Origin of the sequence: Methylobacterium sp. Leaf111, from assembly GCF_001423285.1 — a bacterium.
Lineage (GTDB): Bacteria > Pseudomonadota > Alphaproteobacteria > Rhizobiales > Beijerinckiaceae > Methylobacterium.
In genome coordinates this window covers 82,054-104,123 of the sequence record NZ_LMNE01000005.1, presented here as the reverse complement: position 1 = coordinate 104,123, position 22,070 = coordinate 82,054, and the positions used below count along the sequence as shown (strand labels likewise).

Annotated in this window: 22 protein-coding genes; 9 read left to right on the top strand and 13 right to left on the bottom strand. The window is 71.4% G+C overall.

Annotated features, from left to right (window positions below; all coding sequences use genetic code 11):
• Positions 1–212 precede the first annotated feature (212 nt).
• Positions 213–1,127, top strand: coding sequence for a hypothetical protein (locus ASF41_RS06605; RefSeq protein WP_056491807.1), 915 nt, complete (start codon positions 213–215; stop codon positions 1,125–1,127).
• A gap of 24 nt (positions 1,128–1,151) precedes the next feature.
• Here the strand turns inward: ASF41_RS06605 and ASF41_RS06600 are convergent, their stop codons facing one another.
• From ASF41_RS06600 to ASF41_RS06580, 5 genes are all read right to left on the bottom strand, one after another.
• Complete coding sequence (locus tag ASF41_RS06600) at positions 1,152–1,472, bottom strand: HPr family phosphocarrier protein (protein WP_056491804.1); 321 nt, start codon at positions 1,470–1,472, stop codon at positions 1,152–1,154.
• 117 nt (positions 1,473–1,589) lie between these two features.
• Complete coding sequence (locus tag ASF41_RS06595) at positions 1,590–1,991, bottom strand: PTS sugar transporter subunit IIA (RefSeq protein ID WP_055947765.1); 402 nt, start codon at positions 1,989–1,991, stop codon at positions 1,590–1,592.
• A gap of 125 nt (positions 1,992–2,116) precedes the next feature.
• Positions 2,117–2,638, bottom strand: a complete 522-nt coding sequence (locus tag ASF41_RS06590) for an HPr kinase/phosphorylase (RefSeq protein ID WP_056491801.1) — start codon at positions 2,636–2,638, stop codon at positions 2,117–2,119.
• Between the two features lie 20 nt (positions 2,639–2,658).
• Positions 2,659–4,380 (bottom strand): sensor histidine kinase, encoded by a 1,722-nt coding sequence (locus tag ASF41_RS06585; RefSeq protein ID WP_082504117.1) that lies wholly within the window; start codon positions 4,378–4,380, stop codon positions 2,659–2,661.
• Positions 4,381–4,477: 97 nt separating this feature from the next.
• Entirely contained in the window at positions 4,478–5,188 is a 711-nt protein-coding gene (locus ASF41_RS06580) for a response regulator transcription factor (RefSeq protein ID WP_055947774.1), read from the bottom strand.
• Positions 5,189–5,572: 384 nt separating this feature from the next.
• On the opposite strand from ASF41_RS06580, the gene ASF41_RS06575 reads away from it, so the two are divergent.
• Positions 5,573–6,367, top strand: coding sequence for a HugZ family protein (locus ASF41_RS06575; protein ID WP_056275705.1), 795 nt, complete (start codon positions 5,573–5,575; stop codon positions 6,365–6,367).
• A gap of 119 nt (positions 6,368–6,486) precedes the next feature.
• Here ASF41_RS06575 and ASF41_RS06570 read toward each other — a convergent pair whose 3' ends face one another.
• The 3 genes from ASF41_RS06570 to ASF41_RS06560 form a co-directional block, all read right to left on the bottom strand.
• Positions 6,487–6,732, bottom strand: a complete 246-nt coding sequence (locus tag ASF41_RS06570) for a hypothetical protein (protein ID WP_056491795.1) — start codon at positions 6,730–6,732, stop codon at positions 6,487–6,489.
• 137 nt (positions 6,733–6,869) lie between these two features.
• A complete protein-coding gene (locus tag ASF41_RS06565) occupies positions 6,870–8,207 on the bottom strand; it encodes an ATP-binding protein (protein ID WP_056352643.1) in 1,338 nt (445 codons plus the stop codon).
• The gene (locus tag ASF41_RS06560; RefSeq protein WP_056491792.1) at positions 8,204–8,944 is read right to left on the bottom strand and encodes a response regulator transcription factor; all 741 of its coding nucleotides are present in this window, start codon (positions 8,942–8,944) and stop codon (positions 8,204–8,206) included. The genes ASF41_RS06565 and ASF41_RS06560 overlap by 4 nt, the downstream gene beginning before the upstream one ends.
• Positions 8,945–9,205: 261 nt before the next feature.
• Here ASF41_RS06560 and lepA point away from each other — a divergent pair, with 261 nt between their 5' ends.
• From lepA to ASF41_RS06545, 3 genes are all read left to right on the top strand, one after another.
• Positions 9,206–11,011, top strand: coding sequence for a translation elongation factor 4 (gene lepA / locus ASF41_RS06555; RefSeq protein WP_056215406.1), 1,806 nt, complete (start codon positions 9,206–9,208; stop codon positions 11,009–11,011).
• 16 nt (positions 11,012–11,027) lie between these two features.
• Positions 11,028–11,873 carry a glycosyltransferase family 2 protein gene (locus ASF41_RS06550; RefSeq protein WP_082487559.1) on the top strand — a complete coding sequence of 282 codons (846 nt, stop codon included), beginning with the start codon at positions 11,028–11,030 and terminating at the stop codon, positions 11,871–11,873.
• A 190-nt stretch (positions 11,874–12,063) separates the two neighbouring features.
• Positions 12,064–12,756 (top strand): L,D-transpeptidase, encoded by a 693-nt coding sequence (locus ASF41_RS06545; protein ID WP_056215097.1) that lies wholly within the window; start codon positions 12,064–12,066, stop codon positions 12,754–12,756.
• Between the two features lie 14 nt (positions 12,757–12,770).
• On the opposite strand, the gene ASF41_RS06540 is transcribed toward ASF41_RS06545, so the two are convergent.
• From ASF41_RS06540 to ASF41_RS06520, 5 genes are all read right to left on the bottom strand, one after another.
• On the bottom strand, positions 12,771–13,826 hold the full coding sequence (locus tag ASF41_RS06540) for a sensor domain-containing diguanylate cyclase (protein ID WP_244479581.1): 1,056 nt from the start codon (positions 13,824–13,826) through the stop codon (positions 12,771–12,773).
• A 154-nt stretch (positions 13,827–13,980) separates the two neighbouring features.
• Positions 13,981–14,412: a hypothetical protein gene (locus ASF41_RS06535; protein WP_056215101.1), complete on the bottom strand. Its 432-nt coding sequence runs from the start codon at positions 14,410–14,412 to the stop codon at positions 13,981–13,983.
• A 173-nt stretch (positions 14,413–14,585) separates the two neighbouring features.
• Positions 14,586–14,972 carry a hypothetical protein gene (locus ASF41_RS06530; RefSeq protein WP_056491789.1) on the bottom strand — a complete coding sequence of 129 codons (387 nt, stop codon included), beginning with the start codon at positions 14,970–14,972 and terminating at the stop codon, positions 14,586–14,588.
• Between the two features lie 66 nt (positions 14,973–15,038).
• Positions 15,039–16,898, bottom strand: coding sequence for a methylmalonyl-CoA mutase family protein (locus tag ASF41_RS06525; protein WP_056491786.1), 1,860 nt, complete (start codon positions 16,896–16,898; stop codon positions 15,039–15,041).
• A gap of 169 nt (positions 16,899–17,067) precedes the next feature.
• Positions 17,068–17,871 (bottom strand): undecaprenyl-diphosphate phosphatase, encoded by an 804-nt coding sequence (locus ASF41_RS06520; RefSeq protein WP_056352881.1) that lies wholly within the window; start codon positions 17,869–17,871, stop codon positions 17,068–17,070.
• A 255-nt stretch (positions 17,872–18,126) separates the two neighbouring features.
• Here ASF41_RS06520 and ASF41_RS06515 point away from each other — a divergent pair, with 255 nt between their 5' ends.
• The 4 genes from ASF41_RS06515 (at position 18,127) to ASF41_RS06500 (ending at position 22,069) form a co-directional block, all read left to right on the top strand.
• Positions 18,127–18,819, top strand: coding sequence for a glutathione S-transferase family protein (locus ASF41_RS06515; RefSeq protein WP_056215114.1), 693 nt, complete (start codon positions 18,127–18,129; stop codon positions 18,817–18,819).
• Positions 18,820–18,887: 68 nt separating this feature from the next.
• On the top strand, positions 18,888–20,033 hold the full coding sequence (gene queG, locus ASF41_RS06510; protein ID WP_082504130.1) for a tRNA epoxyqueuosine(34) reductase QueG: 1,146 nt from the start codon (positions 18,888–18,890) through the stop codon (positions 20,031–20,033).
• Positions 20,030–20,893 (top strand): SDR family oxidoreductase, encoded by an 864-nt coding sequence (locus ASF41_RS06505; RefSeq protein ID WP_056491783.1) that lies wholly within the window; start codon positions 20,030–20,032, stop codon positions 20,891–20,893. Before queG ends, ASF41_RS06505 begins: the two co-directional genes overlap by 4 nt.
• A gap of 84 nt (positions 20,894–20,977) precedes the next feature.
• A complete protein-coding gene (locus ASF41_RS06500) occupies positions 20,978–22,069 on the top strand; it encodes an acyltransferase (protein WP_056491780.1) in 1,092 nt (363 codons plus the stop codon).
• The last annotated feature ends 1 nt before the right edge of the window (position 22,070 follow it).

Sequence of the window (22,070 nt, the reverse complement as noted above, 5' to 3'; positions counted from 1 at the left end):
AGAGCGTGAAGGAGATGCCACTGCGCATCCCGCCAGACTCGCAGGACAGGCCTCAAACCGAAACCCCACGCGGACTCAACCGTCAGACCTTAACCACTAGGAGGCACCCCGTCCGGAAACGGGCGGCACCGATCTTGAAATCTTAATGCCGACTGGCGCCTCGGGGCGCCCCAGTGTCCCGGAATGGGACGTCGGCGGGATCGGATCGGGACATGAGACAGCGCTTCACGGTGATCGAGGGCGGCGCAGCGGCCGGAGGTTCGGTGGTCGCGGGTTCGGTGGCTGGCGCTTCTCTGGCTGATGCCACCGAGCGCGCGCCCGCTTCGCCGATCGGGGCATCCGTGTCCTGGCGCGTCGACCTGCGCCGGGCGGCGGCGGTGAGCGAGGCGGAGATCGCGGCGTGGCGTGCGCTGCTGGTGCGCGCCCGGGTCGCCGATCCGGTCCTGTCCGATCCCGACCACCTGCTGTCGGTGGCCCAGCATCAGGCGGGAGGGCGCGACCTCGTCTTCGCCCTCGCCTGGGCGACCGGGCAGGGGCCCGACCAGCTCGCCGCCGTGCTGCCGCTGGCGATGCCGCACACCCTCTGGGGCCAGGAGCGGATCGGCCTCTGGCAGCCCCATGGCACGACGCTCACCCCGGCCATCGCCCCGGCCTGCTTCGAGCCCGTGCGCGCGGCCGTGGCCGATTGCCTGCGCCGTTTGCGTCCCCGCGCCGTCCTGGCGCTCGAGCCCGTGGCCGCGCCTAGGCCGGAGACCGCCATCGCCCCGCTCCGGGCCGTCCCGCGCCGCGCCGGGATCCCGGCCCACAGCCTCGTCGGCGTGCGGGCGAACCCGGCGCAGGTCGAGCGGGTCAGCGAGCCGGGCCTCGTCCGCGATGCGGTGGAGGAGTTCCTGCTCCTCGATGCCGAGGTTTCGTCCGCCCCGATCATCGGCGATCCGTCGGAGGCGGCCCTGGTGCGGGTGGTGACGCGGCTGTTCGCGCAGCGTCGGCAGGCCACGGTCGCCCTGACCCGGCGAAACGATGCCATCGTCGCGGCCGCGATCACGCTCGGCCACGGCGCGCAGGCCGTTCTCTGGCGACAGGTCGCGGGCGAGGGGGTGCCGGAGCGGTTCGGCCGCCGCGCCTGAGGGGAGCGCGCCGCGCCCCTCCGCCTACTCGTCTTCGCCGAACCTGTTGGCGAGGAGGTCGGTGATCGCCGTCATGCAGGCCTCCGCGTCGCCGCCCGAGGTCACCACCGCGATCGAGGTCCCCTGCGCGGCGCCAAGGGTGAGGAGGCCCATGATCGAGCGGCCCCCCACCGTCTCGCCCGAACGGGTCACCGTGACGGCGGCATCGAAACGCTCGACGGTCTGGACGAACTTGGCCGAGGCCCGGGCATGCAGGCCGCGCCGGTTGATGATCGGAAGGACCTGGATCAGCCCGCCCTCGGGCACCGGCGGCAGGCTGTCCTCGGCGTCGTCGTCGTAGCTCATGGGCGTCGGCCGTCCCCTCGCTGGCGCGCCGCGCCGCATCCTGCGGCCTCGGCCGGCCCACCGCTCATGCCAGGGGCCCGAGACTGCCTGTAAGCCGTGGCGGCAAGGGAAGAAAGCCTATTTGCCGGCCAACACGCGCGACGCGACGTTGATGTACTTGCGGCCGGCCTCCTGGGCGTGGAGGACGGCGTCGCCGAGGGGCTCGGCATCGCGGACGCTGGCGAGCTTGATGAGCATGGGCAGGTTGATGCCCGCCACCACCTCGACCTGGCCGCCGTTCATGCACGAGAGGGCGAGGTTCGAGGGCGTGCCGCCAAACATGTCCGTGAGCACGACGACGCCCTTGCCGGTATTCACGCGGCTGACCGCATTCATGATGTCGAGCCGGCGCAGCTCCATATCGTCCTCGGGACCGATGGTGATGGTCTCGATCTGTTTCTGCGGCCCGACGACATGCTCAAGGGCAGCCTTGAACTCGGTCGCCAATAGCCCGTGGGTGACGAGCACCATTCCAATCATCGACGCGGGTTCCAACGCCTTGTGAGCGGAGCCGCCATTTTGTGCAGCGCAAGGTCGAGCGCAAGGTGAATGCGGCATTTTGTGTGCTCGAACGTCATCATCATGCCACGCTGGTGGCACCGGCGCTACGGTCTCGGGAGCGGCGGCAGACGCAAGACCGGACGGTGCGTCCCGCTTGCCACGCCGGAGCACGCGGCCAGGGCATCGAGCACGAGGCGCGGCGCGAGGCCGGAGCGCAGCAGGGCCGCGTCGAGGCGCAGGGCCGGCAGGTCGAGGCCGAGGAGCGGCGTGCGGCTCAAGGGGCTCTCGGGCAGGCGCGGGGCGTCGGCGACGCAGTCGACCACCAGGCGAACCGGAACGCGGGGCAGGACCTCCGCGACCCGGAGCAGGCCGAGGCCCCGCACCTCGATCCGGTCGCCGAGGGCGGGGTCGGCATGGGCCACCACGGTTTCGCCCGCGCGGGTCAGCCGGACCCGATCGTCCGCCACGAGGTGCGCCGACCCCTGCATCAGCTCCGCCCGGTCGAGGAGGAGGAGCGCGAGGGTCGACTTGCCGGCGCCCGACGCTCCCCGGATGAGCACGCCCGCGTCGCCCAGCGCGATGCAGGTGGCATGCACCGAATCGGTGCGGCTCGACGGATCGCCCATGGCGCGGCCGGCCTCCTCGCTCAGCGGGTCACCGCCGGCAGGCGGACGATGAAGCGGGCGCCGCGCACCGTCGGCTCGCCGTCCTCGTCGGCCGGGCCTGGCCGGTTCTCGGCCCGGATCGTGCCGCGATGAGCCTGGACGATCTGGCGCGAGATCGAGAGGCCGAGGCCCGAATTCTGGCCGAAGCCCTGCTCCGGGCGGTCGGTGTAGAAGCGCTCGAAGATCCGCTCCAGGGCGTGCTCGGGGATGCCGGGGCCCTCGTCCTCGACGATGAGCTCGACGTCGCTGCGCACCCGCCGCAGGGCCACCCGCACCTTGGCATCGGGGGGCGAGAACGATCGGGCGTTGTCGAGGAGGTTGTTCACCACCTGGCCGAGGCGGCTGTCGTGGCCGAAGATCGTGAAGGGCGCGTCCATCTCGCCCGCGGGCGTGTCCACGTCGAACTGGATCGCCGCGTCCTTCGGGCGCCGGCGCTCGTTGGCCACCGAGACCACGGTGGTCATCAGCTTGCGCATGTCGACCCGGCGGGCCTCGGCGCGGGCGAGCTCGGCATCGAGGCGCGAGGCATCGGAGATGTCGGAGATCAGGCGGTCGAGGCGCTTCACGTCGTGCTGGATGATGGCGAGCAGGCGCCCGCGCGAATCATCGGATTTGGCCAGCGGCAGGGTCTCGACGGCGCTGCGGAGCGAGGTGAGGGGGTTCTTCAGCTCGTGGCTCACGTCGGCCGCGAAGCTCTCGATGGCGTCGATCCGGCGGTAGAGCGCCTGGGTCATGTCGCGCAGGGCCCCCGACAGGTGGCCGATCTCGTCGGTGCGCCCGGTGAAGTCGGGGATCTCCTCGCGGGACTTGATGCCCAGCCGCACCTTCTCGGCCGCATCCGCGAGGCGCCGCACCGGCCCCGCGATGGCGCCCGCGAGCAGGATCGAGAGGACGAGCATCACCGCCGCGGCGATCAGGAAGACCTGCAGCAGGCCGAAGCGCTCCGAGGCGATGACGCGGTCGATGTCGCCCCCTTGCGTGGACAGCAGCAGGGCGCCGCGCACGGAGTTGGCCCGCTGGATCGGCACCGCCACGGAGACGATGGTCTCGCCCGCCGGGTTGCGGCGGACGATGGTGCCGCGGGCCCCCGTGAGCGCCACCTGGACCTCCTTCAGGCCGTGGCCGCTGGCCGGGCCGACATCCTCGACGCCGGGGGCCGCGCCGTCGCCGCCGAGCTTCGTCCCGAGCTTCGCCTGCACGCCCTCCCAGGCCTTCTCCAGCCAGGTGCGCTTGCGTGGCCGGACATCCGGGTCGCTGCGGTTCATCTCGCCTCGCGCCGAGAGGGTGCGGGTGTCGAACAGGAGGCCGCCCTCCTGGTCGTAGACCCGGGCGCGGTTGCCGGTGGGCGTGATCAGCCGCCGCAGCAGCGGGGCCACCCGCTCCGGGTTCAGCGAGAAGGTGAGGAGGGAGGAAGGCTCTTCGGCCTCGCCGGCCTGGAGCTGGAGCAGCTTGTCGGGGTCGATCCGGATCGTGTCGGTCTCGACCGAGGCCGAGGAGGCGATGGCGCCGGCGATGATCTCGCCCTGGATCAGGAGGCTCTGCACCCGCGCCTGGATCAGCCCCTGGCGGAACTGGTTCAGGTAGAGGAAGCCGAACAGGAGCGCGATCAGCCCGACGAGGTTGAGCACGACGATGCGTCGCGTCAGGCTCGACGAGGCCCGTTGGCCGATCCCGTTCCAGATCTGGCGCGGCCAGCCCAGCATGCCGCGCGACGGGATTTCGCCTTGATCTGTGGTGGCCACGAGCGTCCGGTGGTGAGGGAACAGCGTTGCGGGAGGGAATGGAGGCCCGGGCCGGGCCTCAGCTCTCCTTGAAGCGGTAGCCGACGCCGTAGAGCGTCTCGATCATGTCGAAGCTCGTGTCGGTGACCTTGAACTTCTTGCGCAGGCGCTTGATGTGGCTGTCGATGGTGCGGTCATCGACGTAGACCTGGTCGTCGTAGGCCGCATCCATCAGGGCGTTGCGGCTCTTCACGACGCCCGGGCGATGGGCCAGGGCCTGCAGGATCAGGAACTCCGTCACCGTCAGGGTGACGGGCTCGCCCTTCCAGGTGCAGGTGTGGCGCTCGGGGTCCATCATCAGGAGGCCGCGCTCCAGGGAGCGGGCGGCGGCATCGGCCTCGCGGGCGGCGGCGCCCGGGCCGTCCTTCGGAGCGAAGCGCCGGAGCACGGCCTTCACCCGCTCCACGAGGAGGCGCTGCGAGAACGGCTTATGGATGAAGTCGTCGGCGCCCATCTTCAGGCCGAACAGTTCGTCGATCTCCTCGTCCTTCGAGGTCAGGAAGATCACCGGAAGGTCGGATTTCTGCCGCAGACGCCTGAGAAGCTCCATCCCGTCCATGCGCGGCATCTTGATGTCGAAGATCGCGAGATCGGGCGGGGAATGCTTCAGGCCGTCCAGCGCCGAGGCGCCGTCGGTGTAGGTCTGGATGCGGTATCCCTCGGTCTCGAGCGCGATCGAGACGGAGGTGAGGATGTTTCGGTCGTCGTCCACGAGGGCGATGGTCGGCATGCGCGTGTCCTGTTGCTCGGATGCGGCTCGGCGGACGTCTGATGGCGCCAGCCCCTCCGCATCCCACCCCATCCTCCGTCGCGGACAGAGGGCAGAGATCGGCAAAAACGCGGTGGCGACCGTGCCGGGGAGGCGGGCCGCGTTCGCGCGGAGAGTCAGGCTGTGTAATGGCAATATGCTGAAAAAGCGAGCGACCTCGGTCGTTTGTTCGTTTGGCGCTTGACTGATGCCAACGGGCCGCAGTCCGGTGCCCTCGTGCGGAGCCCCGAACCCTGGCTATGATCCGGCGGCTGAACACGGCCTGAGCGCCGGTCCGCGGGCACCGAATCGAGGGGGATCTTCATGGCCGAGGGCGAGACCAAGATGGCCGAAGGCGAGACCAAGATGGCCGAAGGCGAGACCAGGACCGGGGGGGAGCGGCGCGGGCCGGCGGTGCCGCTGCCGGCCTCCGAGGCGCCGTTCGATGCGATCGGCCTCGCCCGCCATCTCCTGCGCAGCATCCGCTCCGGGGCGCTCGCCACCCTCGACCCGGAGGACGGCACGCCCTTCGCCTCCCTGGTGACCATCGCCACGGATGTCGACGGCACGCCCCTGATGCTGCTCTCGCGGCTCTCGGCCCATACCCGCAACCTGCTGAAGGACCCGCGCGCCTCGCTGCTGTTCAGCGCCGGCGGCAAGGGCGACCCGCTCGCCCATCCGCGCCTCACCGTCACGGGACGGGTGACCCAGACCCTGGAGCCGCGGGCCCGCGCCCGCTTCGTGGCCCGGCATCCGAAGTCGAAGCTCTACGCCGACTTCCCCGATTTCGGCTTCTTCGCCCTCGCGCCCACGGCCGGGCACCTCAACGGCGGGTTCGCCAAGGCCGCCGTGCTGACGGCCGACGAGCTGCGCCTCGACCTCACCGGCGCGGAAGGGCTGGTGGCGGGGGAGGAAGGGGCCGTCGCGCACATGAACGCCGACCACGCCGACGCCCTCGCCCTCTATGCCCAGGCCGCCGGAGCCGAGCCCGGCCCGTGGCGGCTCACCGGCCTCGACCCGGAGGGGATGGATCTCCTCACCGGCGACCGGACCGCGCGGGTGCTCTACCCGGAGCCGGTCCGTGAGATGGGCGCCCTGCGCAAGGCCCTGGTGGCGATGGCGGCCCAGGTCCGGGCCGGGGACGGCGCGCCGGCGGATTAGGCGCGGGCCCGGACCCTTGCGCGGGACCGGGGGCGCCGGGCCGAACGCTCGGATCGGCGTTCGGCCCTGCAGGCTCCGTCGCGCCCTTCCGTCGTGTCGCGCCCTCATTTCTTGTCTTGCTAGTGCGTCTTGGCGTGGGTGTGGGTGTGGCCGTCCTTGGCCGCCTGCACGGGCTTGCCGCTCTCGGGCATCGTGGCGGGCGCGCCGCGCTCGGTGTGGTGGTTCGGGCCGCCCGAGACGCCGCCGGTATTCGGGACGGCCTGCGACGGGTTCTCGGAGTTTCCGTTGCCCTCCGTGGCGGAGGCCTGTCCCGCCAGGGCGGTCATCAGGGCCAGGGAGAGAAGGGTGATGCTGATGCGCGACATGGTCTCGTCCTCGTGTCCCGCAGCCCCGTCGGCTGCGTCGAGACCTGATGTAGCCGAGGCGTTTGGCTGCCCGATGCCGGGTCCGTGACGAAGTGTGGCACGCGGCGGCGCGCCCGCGTCGCCGATCCGATCCCGCCTCAGCCCACCGGGCGCGGCAGGGTGATCCGCACCCGCAGGCCGCCGCCGGACCGGGTCTCCAGGCCGATGCGGCCGCCTTCGGCCTCGATCACCCGGCGGGCGATGGTCAGGCCGAGGCCGGTCCCGCCGGTGTTGCGGTTGCGGGAGGTTTCCAGGCGGGTGAACGGCGCGAAGGCCCGGTCGACCGCGTCGGCCGGCAGGCCGGGACCGTCGTCGTCGATCCAGAGCTCCAGGCTCGCGTCCGCGAGCGCCAGGCCGATCCGGGCGCGGTCCCCGTAGCGGACGGCGTTGTCGACCACGTTGTCCAGGGCGCGCCGGAGCGCAACCGGCCGGATGGCGGCGAGCGCCCGGCCGGGCCCCTCGTACACCACCGCGTGTCCGGCATCCTGCCCGGCATCGGCGATGCTCATCAGCAGGCTGGCGACGTTGGTCACCCGCCGGACCTCCGGATCGGCATCGCCGCGCAGGTAGGCCAGGGTCGAGTCGATCATCGCCTGCATGTCGTCGAGGTCGGACGCCATCGCGTGCCGCTGCCCGTCGTCGGCGACGCCGTCGAGGCGCAGGCGCAGGCGCGCGATCGGCGTGCGCAGGTCGTGGGACACGGCGGCGAGGGCCTGGGTCCGCTCGGTGACGAGGTCGCGGATGCGCATCTGCATGCCGTTCAGGGCGCGGGCGATCGCGCGGGTCTCGTCGGGGCCGACCTCGGGCACCGGGACCACCCGGCCCTGGCCGACGGCGTGGCCGATCAGCCCGGTGAGGTGGCCGAGCGCCCGCAGGGGCCGGGCGATCCGGTGGGTCAGCAGCACGGCGGCGAGGCCGACCAGGATCGCCATCGCGGTGGCCAGCATGGCCCAGGGATTGCTCAGCGCCATGCCCGAGGCGTGGGCGGAGTGGAAGGTCAGCTGGCTGCCGTCCGGGAGCGCCAGCGTGCCGCCGAGATCGAGCCGGTGGAGCGGGTCCGCGTCGCCCTCCATCACCAGGGAGAGGTTGGGGCCGAGGCTGGGGTCGAGGGCGGTCAGGCGCTGGTGCAGGGGCTCCAGGGCCGGGTCGCTCCGTCGCCCGGCCGGGGCGGGGGCGTCCGTCCAGGCGACCTCGAAATGGGGGTTGGACAGGGCCTGGGCCTCGGCGTTGCGCGCCGCCGGCGGGCGCCGCATCACCGCCTCGCGGGCCAGGGCGAGCTGTGTCGCCACCTGGGCGGCGAACGCCTCGGCGGAGGCGGCGGCCGCCGATCGGCGATAGAGCAGCAGGGCCCCGCCATGCACCGCCAGGATGGCCACGAGGAGGACGACGAGGGTCCGGGCCTCCAGGCTGCGCGACAGGGCGAACAGGCGCCTCACCGGCGCTCGACCTTCGCGGCCAGCATGTAGCCCGACCCCCGCACCGTCTTGATCACCGGCGGTTCGCCCTCGGGCGGGTCGAGCTTGCGTCGCAGGCGGCTGACGAGGGTGTCGACGCTGCGGTCGGAGGGCGAGCCGAGGCGGGCCCGGGACAGTTCGAGGATCTGCTCGCGGCCGAGGACCCGCCCGGGATGGTCGAGGAACACCAGCAGGAGGTCGTATTCCGCGCCCGAGAGGTCGACGCCGGCGCCGTCCGGATCGACCAGGGCCCGGCTGCGCAGGTCGAGGCGCCAACCCGCGAAGACGAGGGTCTCGCCGCCCAGGGAGGCCGCCGGCGCCAGGACGGAGCGGCGCAGGACCGCCCGGATGCGCGCGAGCAGCTCCGGGCGCCCGAACGGCTTGGCGATGTAGTCGTCGGCCCCGAGTTCCAGGCCCAGCACCCGGTCCGCCTCCTCGCCGCGCGCGCTGACGACGATGACCGGCACGGTGGAGCGGGCCCGCAGGGCGCGCAGCAGGTCGAGGCCCGATGCACCGGGCAGCATGACGTCGAGGAGGATCAGGTCGACCCCGCCCTCCGGCAGGAGCCGCCACATCTCGGCGCCGCTCCGGCATCCGGTGACCCGGTAGCCGCTGTCGCGCAGGGCCCGGCTCACCAGGATGCGCAGGCCGTCGTCGTCTTCCACCAGGAGGACGTGGCCCAGCTCCGGCATCGGCCCGGCGCCCTCCAACGGGTTCATGGTTCTGGCTCGGCTCCGAGGATGCGGCCACCGTCGCGAATCGGCGGGCGCGGGGAATCAGCCGGAAATCGCGGGCCGCCGCAAGCCCGGGCCGGGCTCGGCCCCCGGCCGCGTCCGGCGCGCGCTTGGCGCACCGGGCCTGCGCTTGGCGCACGGAGCCGGCACTGCTATCTGCGGGCGACCTGTTTCCCATTCCAAGAAACCGTGCGCCGGGTCCGTCCCTTGGACGTCGGGCCGCGCGCGCCGGAGATCGCATCCTCGATGACAACGACCCCCATCGACAACATCCGCAACTTCTCCATCGTCGCCCATATCGACCACGGCAAGTCGACCCTCGCGGATCGCCTGATCCAGACCACCGGCACCGTGGCCTTGCGCGATATGAGCGAGCAGATGCTCGACTCGATGGATATCGAGAAGGAGCGCGGCATCACCATCAAGGCGCAGACCGTGCGGCTCGAATACAGGGCCGAGGACGGCAAGGACTACGTCCTCAACCTGATGGACACCCCCGGCCACGTCGACTTCGCCTACGAGGTGTCCCGGAGCCTCGCCGCCTGCGAGGGCTCGCTGCTGGTGGTGGACGCCTCGCAGGGCGTCGAGGCGCAGACGCTGGCCAACGTCTACCAGGCGCTGGACGCCAACCACGAGATCGTGCCGGTCCTCAACAAGATCGACCTGCCGGCGGCCGAGCCCGAGCGCATCCGCGCCCAGATCGAGGAGGTGATCGGCATCGACGCCTCCGAGGCCGTGGCGATCTCGGCCAAGAGCGGCCTCAACATCGAGGCGGTGCTGGAAGCGATCGTGACGCGCCTGCCGCCGCCCAAGGGCGACCGCGACGCGCCCTTGAAGGCGCTCCTCGTCGACAGCTGGTACGACGTCTATCTCGGCGTCGTCGTGCTGGTGCGCATCGTCGACGGCGTGCTCAAGAAGGGCATGAACATCCGCATGATGCGGGCCGATGCCGTCCACGGCGTCGACAAGATCGGCGTGTTCCGGCCGAAGATGGCCGATATCGGCGAGCTCGGTCCCGGCGAGGTCGGTTTCTTCACCGGCTCGATCAAGGAGGTGGCCGACACCCGCGTGGGCGACACGCTCACCGAGGACAAGCGCCCCTGCAAGGAGATGCTGCCGGGCTTCAAGGACGTGCAGTCGGTGGTGTTCTGCGGGCTCTTCCCGGTGGACGCGGCCGAGTTCGAGACCCTGCGCAGCGCCATGAGCAAGCTCCGGCTCAACGATGCGTCGTTCTCCTACGAGATGGAGACGAGCGCCGCGCTGGGCTTCGGCTTCCGCTGCGGCTTCCTCGGGCTGCTCCACCTCGAGATCATCCAGGAGCGCCTGGAGCGCGAGTTCAACCTCGACCTGATCTCCACGGCGCCCTCCGTGGTCTACCGCCTGCAGATGACGGACGGCACGATCAAGGAGCTGCACAACCCGGCCGACATGCCGGACGTGATGAAGATCACCGCCATCGAGGAGCCGTGGATCCGCGCCACCATCCTCACCCCCGACGAGTATCTCGGCGGCGTCCTGAAGCTCTGCCAGGACCGGCGCGGGACCCAGGTCGATCTGAACTACGTCGGCAAGCGCGCCATGGTGGTCTACGACCTGCCGCTCAACGAAGTGGTGTTCGATTTCTACGATCGCTTGAAGTCGATCTCCAAGGGCTACGCCTCGTTCGACTACCACATCTCGGATTACCGCGAGGGCGACCTCGTCAAGATGTCGATTCTCGTCAATGCCGAGCCGGTGGACGCCCTCTCGATGCTGGTCCACCGCACCCGCGCCGAGCATCGCGGCCGCGCCATGTGCGAGAAGCTGAAGGACCTGATCCCCCGCCACCTGTTCCAGATCCCGGTCCAGGCGGCGCTGGGCGGCAAGATCATCGCCCGCGAGACCATCAAGGCCCTGTCCAAGGACGTGACCGCCAAGTGTTACGGCGGCGACATCTCGCGCAAGCGCAAGCTCCTCGACAAGCAGAAGGAGGGCAAGAAGAAGATGCGCCAGTTCGGCAAGGTCGAGATCCCGCAGGAGGCCTTCATCGCCGCCCTGAAGATGGACGATTGAGCCGGGCCGCCCGACCGTGGATCCGCACCGGGACCCGAACGCCCCCATCCCGCTCACCGTCCTGATCCGGACGCTGAACGAGGCCGACCGCATCGCGGCCTGCCTCCGCTCGGTGCTGCCGCTCCGGTGCGAGATCCTCGTCATCGATGCGGGTTCGACGGACGCCACCGTGTCCATCGCCGAGGCCCTCGGGGCGCGGGTGGTGGTGAACCCCTGGAAGGGGTTCGGGCCGCAGCGGCGCTTCGGCGAGGACCTCTGCCGGCACGACCACGTCTTCAGCGTCGATGCCGACGAGATCCTGACGCCGGAGATCGTGCGGGAGATCCGGGGGATCTTCCAGGGGGGCGACATTCCGTCCCTGATGATCGTCCGCAAGGCGATGGTGCTGCCGCACCACGCGCGCCCTTCGCCCTGGGCCTTCTGCACCGAGAACATCTACCTGTACGACCGGCGGGTGGCCCGCACCACCGACAACCCGAACTGGGACAAGCTCGCGATCACCACGGACGCGAAGCCGGTGACGATCCGGTCCGTGGTCTGGCACCACACCTTTCGCGACTGGAACCACGCCATCGCCAAGTCGAACTATGTCGGGCAGCTCGCCGCCGACACGCAGCCGATCGGCTCGCGCTTCGAGACCGGCCTGCGGCTGGTGTTCGAGTACCCCCTCAACTTCCTGAAGTTCTACATCCTGCGGCGCTTCTTCCTCGCCGGCCTCGACGGTTTCGTGATGGCCAGCGTCCTCGCCTATGGCCGCTTCATCCGGATCGCGAAGATGCACGAGGCGACCCGCGGCCAGCCCTCCACGGGGCTGCCGTTCCTGCGCCGGGCCAAGCGCTCCGCCCCGGACGCCCCCGGCTGAGGCGCCGCCGGAGCCCGCCCGGCCACATCCGCGACGCAATCGGTCGGTTCCTGCTCGCGATTGACGTCCGCCCCCGGCGCCCGGCTTGCCAGCCGGACCGGGGACCGGCACTGTCAGCTTGGCCATAGGGGCCGCGCGGACCCGGGCGATCTGTCGGCCCGTCGCGCGACGGAAAGACGGGACGCCTGCGATGACGAGGGACACGAGGAACGTTGAGTCCGGCACGACGGACGGGCGAATGGGCCGCCTGAGCCGCCGGTCCTTCCTGGTCGGTACGGGGGCCGGCCTCGGCGCCCTCGGGCTCGCCGGCTGCGTCTCTTCGGACGGCGTCCTGCGCGCCGAGGCGGCCAAGATCTACGGCCCGATGCCGGAGGAGAGGTTCCCCATCCCGGCCACCGACATCAGCAGGGTCGATCCGAAATACTTCCGCCGCACGGTCCCGTACCCGACCCAGGAGGCCGCCGGCACGATCATCGTCGATCCGGCCAACTACTACGTCTACCGCGTCGAGGGCGACGGGACCGCGACGCGCTACGGCGCCAATGTCGGCCGCGACGGGTTCCGCTGGAGCGGCGACGCCTATGTCGGGCGCAAGTCCGAATGGGCCACCTGGACCCCGCCCGCGGAGATGATCCGGCGCCAGCCCGAGGCGGCCAAGTACGCCCGCGGCATGCCGGGCGGCCTCGACAACCCCCTCGGCGCCCGCACCCTGCACCTCTACCAGAACGGCGCCTACACGCTCTACACGATCTACGCCTCGAGCGAGCCCGACACGATCGGCTCGGGCATCACCAGCGGCTGCGTCGGCCTGCTGAGCCAGGACATGATCCACCTCTACGCCCGCACGCCGGTGAAGACGAAGGTGGTCGTCCTGCCCGCCTGAGGGCGGACGCGTCCTCAGCGCGGCAGGGCCATGCGCAGGGTGCCGCGGCCGGCGGCCTTGGCCGCGTAGAGGGCCGCGTCCGCGCGGGTGAAGAGATCCGCCGGCGCCGAGGCGGCGGCCCGGGCGATGCCCACGGAGGCTCCGAACCGCAGGCAGACGCCGCGATGGTGGTAGGGGTCGCGCATGGCCGCGACGATCCGCCGGCCGATCGCCTCGCAGAACGGCCCGTCGGCCTCCCGCTCCACGAGGACGGCGAACTCGTCGCCGCCGATGCGGGCGACGAGGTCCGTTTCCTGGCAGGCCGCCCGCAGGCGCCGCGCCGCCTCCTGCAGGCAGACATCGCCCACGGCGTGCCCGTAGGTGTCGTTGATCGCCTTGAAGCCGTCGAGGTCGACCAGGAACAGGGCCCCGCTCTCCGACAGCTGCGCCAGGCGCTCGTCGAAGACCGACCGGTTCGCCAGGCCCGTCATGCGGTCGAATTCCGCCCGGTAGCGCGTGCGGTCGGCGCTGAGCTTCTGCTCGGTGATGTCCTGCTTGAACCCGAACAGGCGCACGGGAACGCCCGCGCGGGTCTCCACCGACCCGGTGATGCGGATCCAGCGGCGGCTGCCGCGGCCGGCGACGATCTCGGCATCGAGGGTGAAGGGGGAGCGCCGGCCGATCGCCTCCGCTCGAACGGCCACGAGGTGGCGTCGCGCCTCCTCGGTGTAGCAGGCGAGGGTCTCCGGCCGGCTCACCGGGGATCCGCGCGGGAATTCGAAGAGGTCGTAGACCCCCTCGCTCCAGCGCAGGGACTCGTCCGGGAGGTCGCATTGCCAGAGGCCGATCCGCGCTTCGGCCGAGGCCGCCTCGAAGATGCGCGTCATGTCCGCGAGGGCGTCGGCCTGGCGCTGGATCAAGGCCGCCTGGGCGGCGAGTTCGCCCCGGAGGGTCAGGATCGTCGCGGTGTCCCGCCAGCGCTGGGCGGCAGCGGCGTCGACCGCCCGGGTGGCCAGCCGGAGGGCGGCGGACGCCAGGCGCGGGCGGTGCGGCGTCGGCAGAGGGTCGATGGGATCGTCGTCAGAACTCACGCGGCGTGCCCCGTTCGCGCCAAGGTGTTCAGCCCGGAGCAGGTACGGATCGCCAGCAATGCCGTCCCGGCTTCGAGATGTCCTCTCGTCATCACGCTAAGGGGAGGCCGGTTAACGGAGGCCATCGGCGGGAGAAGTTTCGGGCGGAGTCGACCTATTCGGCCGGCTTGTCCCCGTCCTGGGCCTCGACCTTGTCGACCGGCGGCTCGGCGCTCGCCATCGACTTGCGCTCCAGCATCGGCTGCAGGCGCTCGGCGAGCTGCTGGCCGAGATGGCGGGTGTAGGCGGTCTGGAAGTAGCGGGCGCCGGTGCCGCGGCCGTAGAGGCGATCATGCGCCTGGATCATCGCGTCGACCTCCGGGCGGCACAGGAAGCCGGTGACGCCGGCGGCCTCGTACCAGCGGCCCGCGCGGGCGTGCCGGGTCGCGGCGGGGTTGGACAGCACGGTCTCGGCGAAGCACTCCGTCGCCGCCCGCTCGAGGGGGGACATGACCCCGTGCGGTTGCGCCGGATTGCGCCCTGCCGCCTCCGCCGCGGCGCCCCATCCCACGGTCGTCACCAAAGCGCCGAACAGCAAAGCCTTCATCGTCGGAAGCCCCGTGCGAAATCGATCTCGATCCGACGCGAGTATTCACCAGCGATTTGGTCCGGAGAAGGGCAGAAGTCCGGCACCGGGCGGTCCGACGACGATCGGCGCGCGGTTGTGGCGCGCCCATCACAGGGCCATCCTGGGCGCGGCCTCAGCCGCGACGCGCGGCCTCAGCCGCGACGCTCGGCGTTCCAGCGTCCGCTGCAGGCGATCAGCCCCGTGGTGTTCCAGGTGCCGTTGCCGGTGCCCGAGCGGCCCAGCCGACCGACCACGTCGGCGGCGTCGCTGCCGCGGGAGATCACCGCCCGCACGGCGCCGGTCTGCGAGACGCGCCCGTTGATGTTGAACTCGCCGCCGGCATAGCTCGCCTCGCCGCGCCGGATCTGGACGCCGTAGCGGTAGGCACGGTCGCAGGGACCGTCGAGGGTGACCACCTCGATGCTCCAGGTGCCGTCGTAGCGGTTGGGCACCTGGACCTTCTTCTTGGCGGCATCCGCGACCCCGGCGGAGGCGGTCAGGAGGGCAAGGGTGGTCACCGCGAGGGTTGCGCGTCGCATGGGAATCCGTTCGTGTTTCGACTCGACTGGGCCGAGAACGAGCGCGACCGCCCCAGGGTTGCGCGCTTACGCGTTCGTCGCGTGCGCCAGCGCTCCCGTCAGCAGCGCCAGAACGTCGCCGCCGGCATGGAGTTCGCCGTCGACGCCGGCCGCCTTGAGGGGGGCTGCGAGGTCGCCCGCCTTGCCGGCCAGGTACAGGGTGCTGGCCCCGGCCGCCTTGAGGGCGCGGGCGGCTTCCACCGCGTGGGTGGCGTAGAGCGCGTCGGACGAGCACAGGCAGGCGATGCGGGCGCCCGAGGCCCGGAAGGCCTCGGCCAGGGCCGCCGGATCGGTGAAGCCCTCCTGGTTCACCGCCTCGATGCCGCCGGCCGCGAAGGCGTTGGCGGCGAAGGTCGAGCGGGCGTTGAAGACCGCCACGGGTCCGAGATTGGCCAGGAACACCGCGGGGCGTCGACCGCTCGCGGCCAGCGCCGCGTCGGAGGCGTCGCGCAGGGCCTCGTAGGGTTCGGCGAGGCGCAGGGACAGCAGGGGCGGGGCGATCAGGGCCGATCCGCTGCCGAAGCCGGCGGCGGGCGGCGCCGCCACGGGGGCGACGTCCAGCACCGTGACGGGCTTCTCGGCGAGGTAGGGGAATTCGCTGGCGCCGGTCAGGGCCTCGCGGCGGGTGGCGACGTTCCGGGCCCGCGTCGCCTGGGTCGCGGCGATCCGTCCCTGGATCGCACCGGCCCGCAGGCTCGCGACGAGGCCGCCCTCGCGTTCGATGGCCTGGAAGGCGGCCCAGGCAGCCGTGGTCAGCTCGCCCGTGAGGGTCTCGAAGCTGCCGGCGCCGGCGGCCGGGTCGGCCACGCGGGCGAGGTTCGATTCCTCGATGAGGACGATCTGGCTGTTGCGCACCACCCGTCGGGCGAAGGCGTCGCTCAAGCCGAGGGCCGCCGTGTAGGGCAGGGCGGTGATCGCGTCGGCGCCGCCGAGGCCGGCCGAGCAGGCGGCCATGGAGGTGCGCAGGATGTTCACGAAGGGGTCGCGCCGGGTCATCATCCGCCAGGCGGTCTCGGCATGGAGGCGCAGGGGCCGGGGGTCGAGGCCGCAGGCCGCTTCCACCCGGGCCCAGAGCCGGCGCATGGCCCGGAACTTGGCGATGGTCAGGAACTCGTCGGCATCGGCCGTGAGCAGCACCGCCACGGCCTCCCGGGCGCGCTCCAGCGGGTGCCCGTTGGCTTCGAGGGCGCGCAGGTAGGCCACCGCGGTGGCCAGCACGGCCGCGAGCTCGGTCGCCTCGCTGGCGCCGGCCTCGTGGTAGGGCCGGCCATCGGCGAGGCAGGCGCGTCCCGAGAAGCCCTCCGCGTCGAAGGCCGCCAGGGTGCGGGCGATCTCGGCGCCGTAATCCTCCGCCAGGGACCCGCCGGCCGCCAGGGTGCCGATGGGGTCGAGGCCGAGGTCGAGGTCGAGGCCCTTCAGGGTCTCGCCGCGGGCCGCGACCACGTCCCGGATCAGGAAGGCGGCCTCGATCCCGCGCGCGCCCGCATCGAGCCGGGTGGCGATCAGCGGCAGCATCACGTTGCCGAGGGCTGCGTCTAGGTCGGCGGCGGTGGTGGCGGTGAGGCCGTAGCCCCGCGCGGAGGGGGCGCCGGCGAAGACCAGGGTGAGGGCGTCGGCGCCGCCCTCGAGATCGGCCAGGGCGAGGGCGCTCGCCTGGGCGCCGTCCGGGTGGTCGACCCGCTGGGCCACGCGCCACGGGCCGGGGGCCCGCACCGGCTGCGCCACCGGCGCGGCGGCGTCGTAGAGGGGTTCGATGCGGATGCCGTCGGCGGTCTTCGCGACGAGGCGCTTCTCGAAGTCGCCGCCCTTCAGAACACCGTCGACGAGGCCGAGCCAGCGCGCGCGGGTCGCGGGCGGAAACAGGTCGGCGAGGGGACGGTCTTCCATCGGGGCTGGCCTCCGCAGATGCTTGGCTCCGGCCAAGCGGCTTGGCGCCAGCCAAGCGTGGCCGGACATCCTTATCCGGACAGCCCTTGCACGGGGCGGCGCGCGGACGCAATCGCCTCCCCGTTCTGTATTTTTTATCCCGATCGATCCGGGGACCGGGCGACGCGCGTCAGCCGAAGATGATGAGGCCGGCGAAGCCCAGCGAGCCGACGATGATGCGCCACCAGGCGAACAGCCGGAACCCGTGGGAGGCGACGTAGTCGAGCACCGTCCGGACCACGATGAAGGCCGAGATGAAGGCGACGATGAAGCCGATCACGATCAGGCCGGTGTCGTCCCGCGACAGGTTCTTGTAGTTGTCGAGCAGGTCCTTGGCGAAGGCCCCCGCCATGGTGGGGATCGCGAGGTAGAACGAGAACTCGGTGGCCGAGCGCTTGTCGGCCCCCATCAGCATCGCGCCCACGATGGTGGCGCCCGAGCGCGACACGCCGGGGATCATCGCGAGGCACTGGAATAGGCCGATCCGGAAGTCCATCGGCAGGGTGAAGTCGAAGACATCGTGCTTCTTCACCTCGAGGTCGGTCTCGTCGAGGACGAGGAGGACGATGCCGCCGGCGACCAGGGTCGCGCAGACGATCCAGGGATTGAAGAGATAGTACTTGATGTATTTCGAGAAGAGCCCGCCGATGATCGCCGCCGGCAGGAAGGCCACCAGGATTCCGAGGACGAATCGACGGGCCTTGGGGTCGTTGGGCAGCGCCAGGGTGATGCCGAGGAGCCGGCGGAAATAGACGGCCAGGATCGCCAGGATCGCGCCGAGCTGGATCAGCACCTCGAAGGTGTTGTTGGGCGATTCGAAGCCGATGAAGTGGCCGACGAGGAGCTGGTGCCCGGTGGACGAGACCGGGATGAACTCGGTCGCCCCCTCCACCACGGCAAGCACGACCGCCTTCGCGATGCCCATCGCATCCATCATCTCAGCGCCTCGACGGTTGGGGGTGTTTCGGGGGACCGGGCCGGTCCGGAGCGGGGGGTGTGGATCCACCTCGCGCGGCCTTCGCGGATCGAGGCTGATCCGTCAAGGTTGACGGATGGTTATCGCGTTCGCGCCAGGCATGTTAATGAGGCGGCAATCATCGGGCCATAAGTGTTATCGCCGCCGACCATCCCCGCGGGGCACCGACGCGGCCCGTCCCCCGGCACACCCTCCCCGTTCGAAACGGCCTCGATGGCGACGCTTTACCACTCTCCCTTCTGCCCGCACTCGCGCTTCATCCGCCTCGTCCTGTCCGAGATGGGCATGGAGCCGACGCTGATGGAGGAGCGTGCCTGGGACCGGCGCGAAGCCTTCCTGCTGATCAACCCGGCCGGGACGACGCCGGTGCTGGTGGAGCAGACCGGGCTCGCCGTGCCGGGAGCCGGAATCATCGCCGAGTATCTCGACGAGACCCGCGGGCTCGGCCTCAGCGGCCGGCGCCTCCTGCCCGAGACCCCGGCGGCCCGGGTCGAGGTCCGCCGCCTGCTCGACTGGTTCCTGGTGAAGTTCAACGCCGAGGTGACCGAGTACCTCGTCACCGAGAAGATCTCGAAGCGCTTCATGAACAGCGCCAACGGCGGCGGCCCGCCGGACATGAACGCCATTCGCGCCGCGCGCACCAACGTGCGCTACCACATGAAGTATATCGGTTACCTCATGTCCCGCCGGAAATGGCTGGCGGGCGACCATCTGACCTATGCCGATCTCGCCGCGGCGGCCCACCTGTCCTGCGTGGATTATCTCGGCGACGTGCCATGGGACGAGGACGAGACGGCGAGGGACTGGTACGCGCGGGTTAAATCCCGCCCGTGCTTCCGCACCCTGCTGGCCGACCGGGTGCCGGGCATGGCGCCGGCGGACCACTACGCGAACCTGGATTTTTGAACCCAAAGCGGACGCCGCAGGCCCGGGCCGCCACCAGGGCGCCCCGAACCGTCCTCGCGGGCGCCGACCTGCGTCGCGCCGTCGAGGCGCGCGCCCGCCTCCTCGGCTTCGAGGCCGTCCGCGTCACCCGGCCCGACGCCGTGCCCGAACTGAAGGCAAGGCTCCCCGCCTGGCTCGCCGCCGACCACCACGGCAGCATGGAGTGGATGGTCGAGCGGGCCGACCAGCGCGCCGACCCCGCCACCCTGTGGCCGGGGGTGCGCAGCGTGGTCATGCTCGGCATGAATTACGGCCCGGAGCACGATCCCCTGGCCCTCCTGGCCCGGCGCGACCGGGGCGCCATCGCGGCCTATGCCCAGCGGCGCGACTACCACGAGGTGGTCAAGGGCAAGCTGAAGGAGCTCGGCGGCTACCTCTCGGCCAAGGGCGACGTCCGGGTGAAGGTCTTCGTCGACACCGCCCCCGTGATGGAGAAGCCGCTCGCCGCCGCCGCCGGCCTCGGCTGGCAGGGCAAGCACACGGTGCTGGTCTCGCGCGACCTCGGCAACTGGCTGCTGCTGGGGGCGATCTACACCTCGGCCGAGCTGGAGCCGGACGCGCCGGAGGCCGACCATTGCGGCTCCTGCCGCCGCTGCCTCGACATCTGCCCGACCAACGCCTTCCCGGCGCCCTACCAGCTCGATGCGCGCCGCTGCATCGCCTACCTCACGATCGAGCATGCCGGGCCGATTCCGACGGCGTTCCGCACCGCCATCGGCAACCGGGTCTTCGGCTGCGACGACTGCCTCGCCGTCTGCCCCTGGAACAAGTTCGCCGCGGTGGCCGCCGAGGGCCGCATGGCCGCCCGCGCCGATCTTGCGGCGCCGCCTCTGGCCGAGCTCGCCGGCCTGGACGAATCGGCCTTCCGGGTCCGCTTCGCCGGCACGCCCGTGAAGCGCACGGGCCGGGACCGCTTCCTGCGCAACGTCCTCATCGCCATCGGCAACTCCGGCGAGCCCGGTCTCGCCGCGGCGGCCGAGGCGAACCTGTCCGATCCGTCGCCCCTCGTGCGCGGCATGGCGGTGTGGGCCCTCGGGCGCCTCGTCCCTCCGGGACGATTGCGGGACCTTTTCAACGCCCGGGGTTTCGGCGAAACCGACGATGCCGTCCGGGCCGAGTGGCGCCTGGCCCTCGATTCCGACGGCCCCGAGACGACAGGACCCGTTGCTGCATGAACCTCTTCGTCTTCGGTCTCGGCTTCACCGCCCGGCGCTTCGTGGAGCGCGCCCGCGACCGCTTCGACGCGGTCCGCGCCACGGTCACCGATCCGGCGCGGACCGGACCCGGCGACATCGCCGCGATGCGGGCCTTCGGACCGGGTTCCGACGACCCCCGCATCGCGGCCGACCTCGCCGACACGGACGTGCTCCTCGTCTCGGCCCCTCCGGTCCGCGACCTCGACACGACCCTCGGCGTATACCGCGACGCCATCGCGAAGAGCCGCATCGGCTGGATCGGCTATCTCTCGACCATCGGCGTCTATGGCGACCACCAGGGCGCCTGGATCGACGAGGACACCGCTCCCAGTCCGGTGAGCGGGCGCTCGCAGGGGCGCCTCGCCGTCGAGGAGGCCTGGCTGGCGCTGGGCCGCGAGACCGGCAAACCCGTCCAGGTGTTCCGCCTGTCGGGCATCTACGGCCCGGGCCGCAACCCGATCGTGAAGCTGCGCGAAGGCAAGTCGCAGCGGATTATCAAGCCGGGCCAAGTGTTTAACCGCATCCACGTGGACGACATCGCCACGACGCTCCTGGCCTCGATCGACAAGCCCCGGGGCGGCGCGGTCTACAACGTCACCGACGATGAGCCGACGCCGCCCCAGGTCGTCACCGAGTACGCCGCCAAGCTCGCCGGCCTGCCGCTGCCGCCGGAGGTCGATTTCGAGACCGCCGAACTCAGCCCCATGGCGCGCAGCTTCTACGGCGAGAACAAGCGGGTCCGGAACCGCCGCATCCGGGACGAACTCGGCGTCGACCTCGCCTATCCGACCTACCGCGAGGGCCTGGCCGCCCTCGTGGCGGATGCGCGAACGGCGTAGCGGCCCGGCCCGCCCCGTGGGCGCCCGGGTCCGGTCGCATCGGCCATCGCGACGGTTCGGCCCGCCTCGCCGAGGGACCACGCCGTGAAAATCCTCCATTCCCTCCAGGCGTTACGGGGAATCGCGGCGTGCCTGGTCGTCTACGCCCACGCCTTCGACCTCGCCAAGACCCTGAGTTCCGGGCAGCCCGTTCAGGGCCGCCTCGGCCACCTCGAGGATTTCGGAGCCGTCGGCGTCGACGTCTTCTTCGTCATCAGCGGCGTCATCATCACCCTCACGGCGCAGCGCATCGTCGATCTGCCCTCCGCGCATCGCTTCGCCCTGCGCCGCGTCCTGCGCGTCGTGCCGTATTACTGGCTCCTGAGCGGCCTCGTCGTCGGCCTGACGCTCCTGTCCGGGCTGCCCGACCCGCACCGAATTCCCGCGACGGTGCTGTTCATCCCGTTCAGTGAGCGCGGCTTCGAGATGCCGTACCTCGCCGTCGGCTGGACGCTCTGTTTCGAGATGCTGTTCTATCTCTGCGTCTATCTCGCCCGCGCCTGGCTCTTCTGGACGCCGAGGGGCCGGTTCTCCGTGGCGCTCGCCCTGTTCGCGGGACTCTTCGCCCTCGCGCGGCCCGAGCACCTCACCCTGTTCCTCCTTAATCCGATGATCCTCGAATTCGGCTTCGGCATCGGCCTCGCGTGGCTCTACCGGCGCGGCACCGTCGGGCGCACGGATGCGGGCTATCTTCTGGCCTTCGGTCTGATCGGCTTTGCCCTGAACCTGGTCTTCGGCTTCGGTCACGCCTCGGAGCTGGAATGCACCGTCGCCCTGCCGGGGGCCGCCTACCGGGTGCTGGTCTTCGGCGTTCCGAGCGCCGGCGTGGTCGGCGGCCTGCTGCTCATGGAGCGCGCCGGCATGCGGATCGGAACGGCGCTGGAGGGCCTCGGGAACGCGTCCTACTCGATCTATCTCACCCACACGATCACGTTCGAACTCCTGCGGGCTGCGGTGGCGCGGGACAGCCTGGCGCCCGACCTCCTCATCGCCCTGGCGCTGGTCCTCGGCGTCGCTGTCGGCTTCGTGGCCTATCACGCCCTCGAGCGGCCGCTCCTGCGTGCCCTCGGAAGCCGGACGGCCCCCGCCGTCGAGGGCCGTCCGGGGCTTGCCGCCACCGGGACGGCGAGACCCTGAG